A 13,131-nucleotide genomic window follows, 5' to 3' on the forward strand; every position below is an offset into this window, starting at 1 on the left:
GCGGGGTGGAGCAGCCCGGTAGCTCGTCAGGCTCATAACCTGAAGGCCGCAGGTTCAAATCCTGCCCCCGCAACCAAAGCCCTACAATCCCAACAAAGCCCCACCAAGGGGATTTTTGCGTTTCCAAGCGCACCCAAACCATCGCTCCGCAAAAATCCACGGTCGCGCTACCGTCGCTCGGCCCTCTCCTCTTCACCGCCTTCAAAATCCCGATGACGGATGTAGAGATCAACCGTCGCCTGCATGTCCCCGCCAAGCTCATAAAGAGACCGAGCCCGAAGATAAGTGCGCATCCGTTGCCGATCGGTCAATGTCCGACGACCGTAACGCTCAATCGGATCGACGCGATCAAGGCGCGCAAGGACTTCGAGCGTCTTCTCATAATTTTTCTTGCAGAAGGCGATAACTGCCTGGGCGAGGACGGCTTCACGGCTGCCGTCGCCTGCTTCCAGCATTGCCTCGATGATTGCCTGGGCGCGGTCGAGCATTTCATGCTGCAGATAGACGAAGACGAGTAGCAGGAGAAAGTCGCGCTCATCGCCCTCGATCGGTTTGATCCAGCGTTCGGCGACCGGCCCCGATTGGCGTTTCAAGCCGTGTTGGCGCTCCTGTTCCTCTCGCATTCCCGATTCCGTTTCGGTGTTGCCGTCGGCCATAATGGATCAACCACGCAGGAGGAGCGCCAATGCGCTCTGCACTTCGTCGTCGAGGGCGGCATCATCTTCCATCACGGTCGCGGCCAAGGCGAAAATGTTGCGTGACGCCTGGGTTTTCGCATGCCGCTCCATTTCCCGGAACCGCTGGGCAACATCGAGACGGACGGCACTCATTCTGGCAGGAAGAAGAAGGTCCGGGTCGATCCGATCTGGCCGCAGAAGATTGGGCAGCCGTTCATCGAGCGACGGGCGACGTAAAATTTCATCAAGCGCGCGCGCTTCCGGCAGGAAGACGGGTGACGGTTTGCGGTCTTCCGGCAGATGCTGTTCATCATCGATCCGCCATCGACCGATGGATTCGACACCGACATCCAGCGACTGGATTCGGAAGGACCGGGCGCTGCCATCAGTCGGTCGTGTGGCCTTCATTCTGGTCCCTGCCTCATTCCATGGTCTGGGTGATCGTATTGATCATGTCTGACATTTTCTGAACCACTTCGGTTGCCATGTCGAAATGCCGGTTTCGCTCGCGGCTCACGGAATTCACCGCATCGGACAATGTTTGAACATCCCGGTCAAGCACGCGGACGGCGCCAGAGAGGCTGGAGGCAAACAGGTCCCAGTTGGATTTTGTCATGGTCGTTTCGGTCAGAGTCGGCCGCTCGATCCCCAGCGTCACTTCCGCAGGATGAAGCGCGAGCGGTACGCCGCCGACGGCGAGAAACAGCTTCAGCGCTTTTTCTTCGGCTTCCTGATTGCTCGGATCGTACACCAGCGGACCTTTCGGCTGATCGACGACGCCATCCTTGGATTTCGGCGGATCATCCACTTTTGCAGAGGTGCGGTTGATCAACTTCTGAACGATCGAATAGATGTTGAGGAGCGAGCTACGGGCGCGGATTTCCTCGGTGCGCGCCTGCATTTCGGCTTCGCCGCCATAGTTTGCCATCACCTGGAAGGAATAGGTGAGGCCGGCCAGATCGAGTGACTTGCCATTGAACAGGCCGGTATCGGCAATCTGTGCCGCCGTCGTCTCGACATCGAGTTGGCGTTTGGCGGACTGTAGGAATATTTCGTAGGTACTCCGGAGGCCCGCGCGGTCGTCCACGCTCATATAGCCTGTCGTGTTGGTCTCCTGTGTGCCCGAAGTCTCGAAGCCGCGCAGGGCAGCGGAGTAGTTGGCAAGTCGCTGGTAGCGCTCGGAGAAATCGGCGCGTAATTGGGCGATCGCATCGGGACTGAAGACGGCCATCTTGTCGAGCGCAGCAAGCGAAAGATCGATTGAGTCGGTGATGAGCTTGGCCGGATCGGTAGGTAACGTACTGTCGGTCGAGGATGTCAGGGGACCCGCCGAGGCTATAACCGATTTCAGGTCGAGAAGAATGTCTTTCATTGCCTGCCGAGCAGCCGCGACAGTTTCGCCAGCCGAAGGGCGAAGAGCAAATGGCTCTGCCACCAGACGGTTAAAGTCGGGGTGGGCGGCGATCAGCCTTTGATCATCCAGCGTCAATCGGCGCAGCTTTTCCGGGGTGAGATCATTGAGGATGGTGACACCCAGCTGCAGTCCGGCCACCTGACCGATCAGGCCGGATGTCACCACGACACTGATTGTGTCGTTTGAGGATGAGCCGTAGGGAAGCGTAACCGCAATCGTCGACAGGTTCGTGCCGCCATCCGTCGACGTTACCTTCGCATCCGGATGGGCGGCTGCATATTCCTTCAGCCATTCGAGCTGGTAGATCGTGTTCCAATAGCGAAAGCCGGTCGGAAAGGCGGTCGAGGTTGACGGATCGCCGAAGTCTGACGGCCTGTTGCCGAGCAGGCGGGTCTCGCCGTCATAGGGAATGCCGTCTTCGAGCGAAAGCGATTCCTGCAGCAAATCGTCCGTCAGCAGCTTGCCATCGGCATCGGCGAGGCGAAGATAGATTGGTGTGCCTGATATCGTGGTCATGATCCGCCCTATGCCGTGTTGCGACCGATGCTCTGCATGAGGTCGAACATGCGTTTCAGCGTATTGTTGACCAGGTCGAAGTGCCGCGTCGCCTCGCTCTGATACTGGCTGATCGAGTTCTGGCGGATCTGGTTCGACTGGTTGACATTGGTAATCGCGTTGGAGAGCTGGGTGCCGATATTGTCCCAGTCGACCTTGCGCTTGAGGGCCTTGTAGATCAGAGGCCTTTCTTCCTCGGTCGTCAATTCATCGTAGTTCAGCTTGTCGCCCTTGTCGTTGTTATCCTTGTAATAGTTGTCAGTGACCCATTGCGGGAACCAGGTCCGCCCCCAATTGCTGTTGCCATCATGCTTTTGCAGAAAGCGAAGGAAGAAGGTGCTGAAAAGATTCTTGGTTTCCTGGTGGTTGGCATAGTCGTCGACTTCGTGCCTCCATTCCGAGGCAAGTGTTTTGAAATCATCCTGGGTGAAATTGTCGTTGAGACCCAGGACCTGTCTCATGGTTGCACGTTGCGCGTCGTAGCCATCGTCCTTGATTTTATTTAGAAAATCATAGATTTCCTCCAGGCCGGAGTCATCCGTGACCGAACGGATGTGATAGTCCATCTGCGTCAAGTCTTCCATGAATGTCGGGATGCCATTGCCTGAAGAGTGCGGAACGACAACGCCGAGGATGCTTATGATTTGCGGCAGGAAGTCTTCACCGATCTCCTCGGGGTCGCGAACACCATTGTTGTTGTAGCTCCATTTGGAGAAAGTGAAAGTCAGCGTGGCTGTATATTGTACCGGCCGTTTGGTGCTTGTCAGTTTCTCGATCGGATGGATAATCGTGCCGACGCGGGCGTCGAACATGTTCTTGACGCGCGCATCGAGCGTGTCGTCCTTGATTTCGAGCGCCGTCTTGCCATCGTCCTTGGCCGGGAAGCTGCCTGCGGTCAATGTAATGACGCGCTGATACTCGTTATAATCCGCCAGCATGGCATTCTGCTGCTTGACCTCTACCGTGTCGGCATCGGCCTTGGCGCGGGAATCGATCTCGTAAAGCGTCTGGAATTCGACGATCATCGCGGCAAGATCGACACTCGGAATGCCCAGCTGGGCCAGCCGTGTCAGCCGCGCAATGCGGGCGTCGTTGACGGCAATGCGCTTTTCCTCGCGCACAAAGGATGTCAGGCCCTCCTTGAGCTTGTCATAGTCAAGCCCACGTGCGAAGGCGCTCGCCTTGTCGGGCACCTGGGTCAGCGTTTCGGCAAATGCCTTGACGCGTTCAAACCGTGCAGAGATTTCGGAGAGCTTGGTCTGCAACGCCGATGTGGACACGACAATTGTGTTGTCGAGACGATCGATAATGAGGTTGAGTTCCTGTGTGAAGATCGAGCGCGCATCCAGAATGTCCTGGTCGGTCGAAGTTGACGGGAAGGCTGTCTCCACATTCGTGATCATGGTGGTGAATAGGCTTCTCAGGTTGCTGCGCTCGGTACTGTCGGCTGTTACACCGAGAGAAACCGCGAGCTCTGCGAAGCCAGTGGTTTTCGAAACCAGCGCCTGGTCGGTCTGGTTGAGGCGCGCCAGGCCGCCGAGCGACAGTTTCGCCACGTTGACGACGGATGTGCCGTCGGTGCTGGCCATAAAAGTCAAGGTATCGCCGCCTACGGTCAGGTTGAGCGCCTTTGTCGTATAGGTGACGGACGACCCGCCGACGGTACCGGTAAAGGTCAGCGTGTCGCCCATGGACTTGATATATTCCAGCTGATGGGCCGTATGCGCCTGCAGGAACGCGTTGACGAGCGCATCGCCGGTAAGGCCGAACAGGGGATTGTCGGCCAGTTTGCGCGTCTCGCCATCCAGAAACGTCGTGGCATAAAGCTCCTTGGTTTCGCGAATGCGGACCAGTTCGCCCAGTTCGCCCGTGGTGGTATTGATCGGATCGCGCTCGTTGGCATCGCGGAAATAGGGCGGGATAAGCCCTGCGGGAAGATAGGACGCCACGCTCCGGATATAATCGCGCTGCGTCGCGGTCAGCGCATCGAGCTCCGCCGTCGACATCAAGCCGGGTTCGATCACGGTGCCCGTGTTGTCGATGATGAACAGCGTTTCCGTGCTGCCGTCTGACACGACAAGCCCCCTGACAGGCACATTGGCCGCGGTATAACCGAGCGTCACCGCATTGGAGGTCACCAGCGACGGATTGGCACGGATGGCGACTGCCGTGGGGAGAGCGGTGAACTGACCGGCAGCATAGACCCGGTCGCGATCGGTCTGCATCAGGGCGGCAAAGCCGATGGCATTGATCGTCAAGACATCGATGACGGCGCTTCCGCCGGTGTTGACAATGAACATCGACCGGCTCAGTCCGTGGGACAGGACCACGGCCTTGACGGCTGTGCCATCGGCCAACGAACCGGCCTGATAGCCGGCAAGGTTGACATGGGCGACCTGCACCGCCGGCGCTGCGGCCTTGAATTCCGCCAATGTCGGGTTGGGCACGAAGCCGCCGGATGCCAGGACGAGATCGCGATCGGCGGTGCCGAGCGCATAGAAACTCGAAAAGGTCAGAGCTCCCGTGTCAATCACCCCGGTGCCGGCGCTGTCGACGATGATCACATGGTCGCCATCCGATGCCGAAACCGTGAGGGCGGATGCCTTGGAACCATCCGGTTTGATGAATGTCGTGGTCGATGCCTGGCGCACGAAATCCGCCTGGAGCCCGGTGCCAAGAGCGTTAACCTGGTCAAGCGTCGGCTTGAAGAGGTTGGAACCGGCCACCAGCGCCCGGTCGGTCGCTCCAAGCAAGAGGAAGGTCACGGGAGACAAGTCCGTGACATTGATGACGCCGGTGCCGGCGGCATTGCGGATAAAGGCAGTCCGTCCGGTCGCGCCATCGAGGATCACGCCCATGATGACGGTTCCGTCCGGCAGAGCACCCAGTCGTTGCCCCTGATCGGCAATCCATTGCAACTGTGCCGCTGTCGAGGAGGAGGAAAACGCCTCCGTTGTCATCGCGCCGCCAAAGGCACCACTGGCGATGACAATAGCCCGGTCCGCACCTGAAAGTGCTGCATAGGCGTCAAGCGTCAATGCTTCGGGTTCCAGGATCTGCAATCCATCTGCGGAACGCACGAAGGTTCGTATCGGACTCGTTTCGGTGAACCGCAGTCCCTTGATGATTGTCGATGGCGCGACCGTGCCAAGTTCTTCGCCAGCTTCATCGATGACAGTACCCTTCTGGAGATCGTTGAGCGCCAGAAATTCCGCAAGTTTCGGTTTGAAAGCCGATGAGGCGGTGACCAGTTGCCGGTCTGCCAGTGCCAGTGCCACGAATGCTGCCAGCGACAGGCTGGAGACATCGATGACCGATGAGCCGGCTGAATCGAGGATGAAGGTTGCGGCGTCTGATCCATCGGGCAGGCGCAGGCCGCGGACCGTTGCACCGGTTGCGGTCGAGCCGAGGTTAGTGCCGAAGCCGGTGAGATAGGCCACCTGGTCGGCCTTGGAGGCGTTGCGGAACGCCGAAGCCGTAAGCGAAGCCTGGAACTCCGGCAAGGCATTGACCAATTGTTGATCGGCCACCGGCAAGGCCAGAAAGTCGGACAGCGTCAGGGATGTTACGTCGATGACGCGGGCGCCATCCGCAGAAAGAATGAAGGTTCCGCTCGAAGTTCCGTCAGAGAGGCGCACGCCTTCGATCGGCGTACCGGCTGCAGTTTGTCCCAGCGTTGCCTTCGCCGACTGAAGGTAGGAGAGCTGAATAGCTGCACTGGCGGCCGACAGTTCGGCCGGTGTCGGCGTGGGCATGCTGCCACGAAAAAAGACGATCGCCTCCCGTTCGCTGTCGGTCAGCGCATTGGCTGCCGGCAGTACGGCGGCGAAAGCACTGAAATTCACGGAAGCCGGATCGATCAGGACGCCGCTTGCTGACAGGATATAGGCAACGGGACCATTGGCGCCCAGGAAAATCAGACCGGAGACCGAACTTGATCCACCGGGCGGCGTGCCCAGCACCAGAGCGTTAGCCGTCAGAAACGCCAGCTGGCTCGTTGGCGTCCAGGACTGGAAAAGATCGAGTGTCGGCAGGAAGGGCAGGGTACCCGTGGCCATGATCAGGCTTTTTTCCGAGGCCGAAAGGCTATTGAAGGCAGAGGCGGTGGGTGCCAGCCATGCGACATCGATCACACCGCCGGGTGCAGACAGGAAGGCCTTGGCGCCGGTGCTGTCCCGCAAGATCAATCCCCGGACATCCGTTCCGTCCATGGTTTTGCCGAGTGAGGTGCCGAAGAGATCGAGAAAACGCTGCCGCTCGAGATCCGTGGCGGCACGAAACTCGGTTGCCGAAGGATCGATGCGCAAGACGCCGGTCGCCAGGACTCTCTCCCTGTCAGCAGCTGACAAGGCGTTGAAGGCCGAGAAACTCAGGGTTCCAAGATCGATTGCGGTTCCGGTCTCACTGAGGATGAAGGCGCTCTGGCGGCCATTATCGATCAGGAAAAGGCCCTGAACCGGTGTGCCGCCCGTTGTCGTGGCAATCGTGCTGCCGAAAGTGGTCAGATATTCCGCCTGCTGGCCGGGTGCGATCGTCCGCAGTTCAAAGGCCGTGGGGGAAAGTGAAAGCCCGCCAGAAAGACGCGCTAGCGTCCGATCGGCAGCAGGAAGGCTGAAATAGGCCTTGATGTCGAGCAGTCCGACATCGATGACGTCATTCCCAGCCGTGTTGAGAATGAAGATCCGGTCGCCACCCGCCTCCGGTAAGGCCACGCCCTTTGGCTGCGGCGCAACCGAGCCGATGAAGGTTCCGTTCGTTTGCACATAGGATAGGCGGAAGCTCGAGGTCTGTGCCGCGAAATCATCGGCATCGGGTGTCACCAGGAGTGCGCCAGTCGAAATGGCTGCCTGTCGGTCTGCGGCATCCAGCGAACGATAGCCGCTCTCACTCAACTGGTCGACGGCAATGACTGCCTGCGCATTGGCCGACAGGATGAAGGTGCGTGTGGTGCCGGAATCGTTGAAACGCAGGCCATAGGCTTCCACGCCATTGGTGGTGGATCCAAGCAGGCTGGCGGCTGCCTTGAGATATTCGATCTGGTCTGATGTGCTTGCTGCTAGAAAAGTCGCAAGCGAAACGCTCGCCGGATCGAGTGGCGTGTCACCCGCAAACAAGGGATTGGTGGAGGACGGCGTAAAACTATACTGGCCGCCAAAAGCTGCTACCGAAGTGGTCATGCTCACCTTTCCACATCAATCAGAATGGCCGGTTCCTCCGGTCCGTCCCGTTTTCAGGCCTCAAACAGTCCTAGAGCCGCAACCGCATGCGTGGCCTCGGCGCACTGGGCTCTCCGGGGCTCTCCGTTTCTGTTTCGCCGGGTTTCCTGCTGCTTTCGTTCATCAGCGACATCGGCGAATGAAGCGCGGCGCTACCTGTTGCCGTCGCCGTGCTGCCCAGCTTGCCGAGCCCCGCGCGAAGGCGCGCACGTGCTGCAGCACCCGCGTCATCGTCGTTGCCGATCACTTCAAGACGCTGCAATGCATAATCGGCAAAGTGGTCGAAACGTCGTGAAAAGTCTTCGATATCGACCGCATAGAACAGCTGATGCAACCGGTCCATGGCCTCCGGGTCGCTGTTGACGAACTCAAGCGACAGCAGTTCCGCGAACCGTTTTTCGATTTCGCGATAGGTGCTTTTGAGCCGCGCCTCCTCGAAGGCTGTGTTTTCTGCAATCCGGTCGATATCGGTCTTGCCGCCCGATGGGGCACGAGCCCTGCCGAGCGTTACGCGCATCACTTCGGGGTCGAAGGGTGAAAAGGTCATGCCGTGCCGCCGATCGCGAAGCGCATGCGCTGCGGCTGGTGCTCGGAGAAATTGCTACCGCCGTTCGTCGCCGTGGGATCCAGCAGCACCGCCATGGTGCCCAGTGCCTGCCGGAGCGAGGTGAAGATCGACGAGAAGGCGAGGCCCAACTTGGCGCGCTGGACATCATCGACATCCTTCAGCTTTGCATTGATGGCCTCGTTGATCTTGGCTTCGGTGCCGAGCTTTTCGCGCGATTGCGTCATGATGTTCCAGAGATCGGCAAGCGCGTCCTTGTTTTCCTTCCTGAGCGTTGCCAGTTCCGATTCAAGGCCTGCATCCGGCATGCCTGGCACCGCCGCCAAACGGTTGGCCATCAGCGTGAACCCCGCCATTGTGGCGGCAAAATCGGCGAATGCCTGGTCTATCCGGGGCTGAATGCCATCCGCATAACTTTGGGCCGCGTGCCACACATTATAGGCATCGTTCTCGACCTGCCGGGCAGCGTTCAGATCCGATTCAAGCTGCAGCTTGGTGGGCGTGATCTCATCGAGGCGCGTCTGAGCAGTATCGATCAGGGTCACCTTTTCCGCACGGGTGGTGACGTAGTTCGAGCGGGTCTGATTCCACTGATCGAGCGTCGTGTTGAGGTTGGTGATGTCACCTTCCTTGCCCGTCTTCCGGTCCAGGAGACCGCTCAGTTCGCTCTGAGCGGTGTTGATCAAGCCTTGAATCCGCTGCTTTTCTGAATTTGTGGTGGCGGCAGCAAGCTGTTGTTTCAGTCCGTCGATCTGCTGGTTCTTCTGATAGATGCTTTGTTCGATAACGCCCAGATCGTCTTTTGCGTCCTTGATCTGCTTTTTCGTGATGTCGATGGACGCATCCGTGAGGCCGATCTGGTAATCGATATTCCCAATGTCCTGGTTGGCCTTCGCAATATCGCCGGTGAGCTTGTCGAACTCTGTCTTCACCGGCGCCAGCTGGGTGGCGATATCGTCAGCCGCCTGCTTCTTGGTATCGTAATCGATTCTGGTCCTTGCGGCTGTGGCATATGCCACTGGCTTTTCGAGGATCAGGGAAAAGGCCGTGCCCACGCTCTCCACCATGCCGCTAAGGAGCGAGAGCGCGCCACCGAGCGCTGTCGCCTTGCGCTGGGTGCTGGCCATGATTTCGTTGTTGCGCGTGTCATTGTTCATGTCCTCGAGCATCTGCCGGATCATCAGGAGATCGGCCTCGGCGGAGCCGCCCGGCCGCGGCGGGGTCAGACCCAGCGTCGCTGCAGAATAGCCGCGTCCGCTCGATGGCAGGATCGAGGTGTCGGTGGGAACGATCGTGGAGGTGACCGTGGGGTTCGACTGGGTCGTCTGGGTGGTTGTCTGCGTGTCGGTGGTGTTTGGATAGAGCAGCGACTGGATAGAGACAGTCGGTGACGACGTAATTTCAGCCATGATCTCGCTTTCTCCGTCAGCAGGGCCATGATCGACCCGATCGCCAGGGAAGCGGACGAAGTCGTACGCCATCCTGCAATGCCGGTCCTGCTCTGCAAGTTGTGAAGATGTTAGGGCGCGTTAGAGAATGGCTATGTGTCGATTGGCACTGCCAGGTGGTTTGGCTGTCTACTTCGGGATGAAAGAGGGGCTGAAACGGGTTCGATTTCAGCGGTCAGACGGCGGCAGACATTGCGCGTCGGTTCAGATCCTCACCAGCATCACATCATCCCATTCATTGACGGGTTCAGGTTCTGGTTTGCGTCCCGACGCTGCGGCGACCAACATATCGGTGCCGATGGATTGCCAGTAGGCGGCATAGTTCATGAACTCGATGACCTTCTTGAGCAGCTTGTCCTCGGTCTGGTTGATGACCGGAAGCTCAAGCGAAAGGGTCGGGCGGTTGTCCGCCTCGATCGATAGCCGGGCCGGCCCCGTGCTTTCGCCGAAAGCATTGGCATGCAGCATGCTCCGCATGACCTCTTCGTTGATCCTGCCGCTGAATTCATGCAGTTCGGCGACCATGAGAATATGATCGGGAGATGATGGAGCCAGATTGACCTGAACGACGTTCTCGATATCGATCTTCAACGCGTCATTCGGGTTGGCATCGTCAGTCAGACGCACCTTTTTTCTGATCAGTGCAAGCGCATCAGCACTGCTCTGCATAACAGGACTATCCCCACATAAATAAGAAAACATTCACGATAATAAAAAAGATGTATCGCCAAATCCGTGACTTGGCAATCGCCACTGCGGCAAGGCCTGGAAAGATGGAGCAAGATCAGTCGCTTTCGCGTTTCTTGAGTAGCAGAGGCGGAGAGGAAATTATACTCCCTGCGCCGGTCTCGTGTCCTCAGTAGATCGTCCAATCGCCGCACCGGTGTCGCCTGACACGACCCCCTCGTCAAAGTTTGGCTAAACCCTTGGCAACAGCCTGGGCTCAGCCATACGAGGGACATCGCACAATGGCCGACATTACTTCTACCCGCGCACCTCTGGAAATGGTCAGGACGCAGATTGCGACGCAGAATGCCGAAAGCGAAGTCGGTGTGCGCATGCTCGGTCAGTCGCCCGTCACCAAGGAAAATGTCCAGATGGGCGGCGTCGACCAGTCCGACATCATGGATGCGATGGAGGAACTGGGCGCAGTCGTTGCCGAGCGACGCAAGCCGCGGCTTGAAGAAACCAAGGTTCGCAAGGGCGCGGGAACCAATGCCGAAGGCATGGGCCGCATTACCGATATCGAGGAAAAGCTGCCCGATCAGCCGGTGGATCAACGCCTGCGCGATCTGCGCGAAAAGCTGGATGAATTCCGCCAGAGTTTCGAGCGCGGTGGCAGCGGTTCCAGCCGACCGACAAAGGACGATATTCTCGAAGCACTGCGCCGCTATGATTCCGATCCGACGCACCAGTTCGCTGCGCTGGAGCGGTTCCGTCAGGATGTTGCGGCTCTCGGCGCCGGAGACGATTTTCTCGCTGTTATCGATGAAGCGCGCGCCAGCTTCCGTGAAGGACCGATGCGGCGCGAAGTTACGGCCGGATTCGCTGCAGCCGAAATCGCCAACAAGATGGCCGGATCGCTTGAAACCGATCCGACCGCGATCCGCAACAGCTACCGTGACATGGTGCGGGAGAACCAGAATCTGGGCCAGATTTTCGATCATCTGCGCACGTTCAACCTCGCGAGCTCGTTCGATCAGATCATCGATTCCTTCACCAGGATCGCCGGTCGCGATCTCGATGTGCTGAATGCCGACAAGGATCAGGTGACGATCGGCGAAACCTCGCAGCTGATCGGCAATGTGTTGTCGGAGCTTTCCAAGCTCAAGCAGATCAAGACGCTCCACTCTGAATCGGGTCTTGTTCTCGATACGATCAAGCGGGTGCATCCGGAGCTCAAGGGTTCCAACACCATGCCCGACCAGAACGACCTGACAAGCCGGCTGCTGCATTTCGCTTCCAACCCTTCCACCTCGGTCGGCGATGCGGAAAAGGTGATCTCCGGCATCTCCGGCAATGATCCGGGGATCTCGGTCACGGCGGTCAATATGCTGCGCAACATTCACGGACTGATGCCCGACGCGGTCCTTCCATCATCGGTTTCGCGCGAACAGCAGAGCCGTTCCATCATGGATCTCTCGACACGGCTCGTTGCCCGCGAAGAGGCCTATTTCGAATCGCATTCCGGCTGAAGAGGAACATCATGGCCAGTCTTCCGCAATCCATTCTGGTGACAGTCGAGCGCTTCGCCGAATCCATGAACCTCGTCGCTCAGCCCAGCCGCGACGGTTCCTATACGTTCGAATTTGAGACATCGGGCCGGCTGACTTTCACGCCCAACCCCGACCGTAACGGCCATGCGCCAATGATGAGCCTGAGCCGGCCGATGGCAGGGCTTGCCCATCAGACCATGCCGATTTTGCTGGCTAGGGCTGGTTATGATGCCGCAACCGACCGGATGATCCATGTCGGTGCGACGCGCGACCAGCGCGCCGTGGCCTGGACGACGCTTGGTGACGAGCGGTTCGAGCTTTCCGATCTCGAAGCGGCATGGGCCGTGCTGCGGGGCACCGTCAGTGTCGGGTGATTGCGAGGCGAGACGCCTCTACCGGCCAGCAGTGTGCCTTTCGATACAATCGCCCGCCGCGCCTGATGATTAACTGCTCCCATCCATTGCAAGAGACATGACATGAGCATCCTCGACAGCCACCCGCTACTGAAGATCGATATGGAATCGGCCGCCGAGGGCGTTCCGATGTTTCTCGATGAGGTCATGAAGGCACTCGAACTCGAAGATACGCCCTACTATCAGGCGATCAAGGCGGGGGCGACGCCTGCGGCGGCACTTGGACTTGAGAGCCGCCACATCGAGGCACTTTACCAGCAGGGATATGACCTTCTGGCCGTCGGCGAAATCGAGAAGGCGCGCGCGATCCTGACGACGTTGCTTCAGCTCGATCCCAGCGAGGAACGCGGCATTTATGCTCTCGCTGCCACCTATCAGATGGAAGGTCGGTTCGATGTCGCCGCCCAGATCTACACGACATTCATTACCATGGATGCCACCAATCCGGATGGCTATCTGCGGCTTGGCGAGTGCCTCGAGGCGATCGGGGAAACCGAAAATGCCGCGGGCTGCTACGAAATCGCTTTGGGTGAAGCCGAACGCGGACATGGATCACCGGAATCGCTGCAACAGGCGCGTGCCAAGTGGGCGATCCACGGTGGCAAGCAATAGGCCCCGAACCAATCT

At 58.8% G+C, this 13,131-nt stretch carries 10 protein-coding genes; 3 read left to right on the top strand and 7 right to left on the bottom strand.

The annotated features are described in order from the left end of the window. Positions 1-167: 167 nt before the first annotated feature. The 7 genes from Q4481_RS21010 to Q4481_RS21040 form a co-directional block, all read right to left on the bottom strand. Positions 168-623, bottom strand: coding sequence for a hypothetical protein (locus Q4481_RS21010; RefSeq protein WP_304378370.1), 456 nt, complete (start codon positions 621-623; stop codon positions 168-170). A gap of 39 nt (positions 624-662) precedes the next feature. After that, positions 663-1,085, bottom strand: coding sequence for a type III secretion apparatus assembly protein SctX (sctX, locus tag Q4481_RS21015; RefSeq protein WP_304378371.1), 423 nt, complete (start codon positions 1,083-1,085; stop codon positions 663-665). 13 nt (positions 1,086-1,098) lie between these two features. Continuing rightward, a complete protein-coding gene (locus Q4481_RS21020; protein ID WP_304378372.1) occupies positions 1,099-2,607 on the bottom strand; it encodes a hypothetical protein in 1,509 nt (502 codons plus the stop codon). An 8-nt stretch (positions 2,608-2,615) separates the two neighbouring features. Beyond that, a complete protein-coding gene (locus Q4481_RS21025) occupies positions 2,616-7,823 on the bottom strand; it encodes a hypothetical protein (RefSeq protein WP_304378373.1) in 5,208 nt (1,735 codons plus the stop codon). A 70-nt stretch (positions 7,824-7,893) separates the two neighbouring features. Continuing rightward, complete coding sequence (locus Q4481_RS21030; RefSeq protein ID WP_304378374.1) at positions 7,894-8,409, bottom strand: hypothetical protein; 516 nt, start codon at positions 8,407-8,409, stop codon at positions 7,894-7,896. After that, on the bottom strand, positions 8,406-9,836 hold the full coding sequence (locus tag Q4481_RS21035) for a coiled-coil domain-containing protein (RefSeq protein WP_304378375.1): 1,431 nt from the start codon (positions 9,834-9,836) through the stop codon (positions 8,406-8,408). Before Q4481_RS21035 ends, Q4481_RS21030 begins: the two co-directional genes overlap by 4 nt. A 243-nt stretch (positions 9,837-10,079) precedes the next feature. Next, complete coding sequence (locus tag Q4481_RS21040; RefSeq protein ID WP_304378376.1) at positions 10,080-10,544, bottom strand: type III secretion system chaperone; 465 nt, start codon at positions 10,542-10,544, stop codon at positions 10,080-10,082. Between the two features lie 299 nt (positions 10,545-10,843). On the opposite strand from Q4481_RS21040, the gene Q4481_RS21045 reads away from it, so the two are divergent. The 3 genes from Q4481_RS21045 (at position 10,844) to Q4481_RS21055 (ending at position 13,116) form a co-directional block, all read left to right on the top strand. After that, the gene (locus tag Q4481_RS21045; RefSeq protein WP_304378377.1) at positions 10,844-12,070 is read left to right on the top strand and encodes an HrpJ domain-containing protein; all 1,227 of its coding nucleotides are present in this window, start codon (positions 10,844-10,846) and stop codon (positions 12,068-12,070) included. A gap of 11 nt (positions 12,071-12,081) precedes the next feature. After that, complete coding sequence (locus Q4481_RS21050) at positions 12,082-12,465, top strand: type III secretion system chaperone family protein (protein ID WP_304378378.1); 384 nt, start codon at positions 12,082-12,084, stop codon at positions 12,463-12,465. Positions 12,466-12,567: 102 nt separating this feature from the next. Next, positions 12,568-13,116, top strand: a complete 549-nt coding sequence (locus Q4481_RS21055; RefSeq protein WP_304378379.1) for a tetratricopeptide repeat protein — start codon at positions 12,568-12,570, stop codon at positions 13,114-13,116. Positions 13,117-13,131: the final 15 nt, after the last annotated feature.

It is taken from the genome of Fluviirhizobium alvei (assembly GCF_030551875.1).
In the GTDB taxonomy this organism is placed as follows: domain Bacteria; phylum Pseudomonadota; class Alphaproteobacteria; order Rhizobiales; family Rhizobiaceae; genus Rhizobium_E; species Rhizobium_E alvei.

Coding starts and splice junctions, on each gene's coding strand:
- Q4481_RS21010 (WP_304378370.1), bottom strand. CDS start 623: ATGCGAGAGGAACAGGAGCGCCAACACGGCTTGAAACGCCAATCGGGG.
- sctX (WP_304378371.1), bottom strand. CDS start 1,085: ATGAAGGCCACACGACCGACTGATGGCAGCGCCCGGTCCTTCCGAATC.
- Q4481_RS21020 (WP_304378372.1), bottom strand. CDS start 2,607: ATGACCACGATATCAGGCACACCAATCTATCTTCGCCTCGCCGATGCC.
- Q4481_RS21025 (WP_304378373.1), bottom strand. CDS start 7,823: ATGACCACTTCGGTAGCAGCTTTTGGCGGCCAGTATAGTTTTACGCCG.
- Q4481_RS21030 (WP_304378374.1), bottom strand. CDS start 8,409: ATGACCTTTTCACCCTTCGACCCCGAAGTGATGCGCGTAACGCTCGGC.
- Q4481_RS21035 (WP_304378375.1), bottom strand. CDS start 9,836: ATGGCTGAAATTACGTCGTCACCGACTGTCTCTATCCAGTCGCTGCTC.
- Q4481_RS21040 (WP_304378376.1), bottom strand. CDS start 10,544: ATGCAGAGCAGTGCTGATGCGCTTGCACTGATCAGAAAAAAGGTGCGT.
- Q4481_RS21045 (WP_304378377.1), top strand. CDS start 10,844: ATGGCCGACATTACTTCTACCCGCGCACCTCTGGAAATGGTCAGGACG.
- Q4481_RS21050 (WP_304378378.1), top strand. CDS start 12,082: ATGGCCAGTCTTCCGCAATCCATTCTGGTGACAGTCGAGCGCTTCGCC.
- Q4481_RS21055 (WP_304378379.1), top strand. CDS start 12,568: ATGAGCATCCTCGACAGCCACCCGCTACTGAAGATCGATATGGAATCG.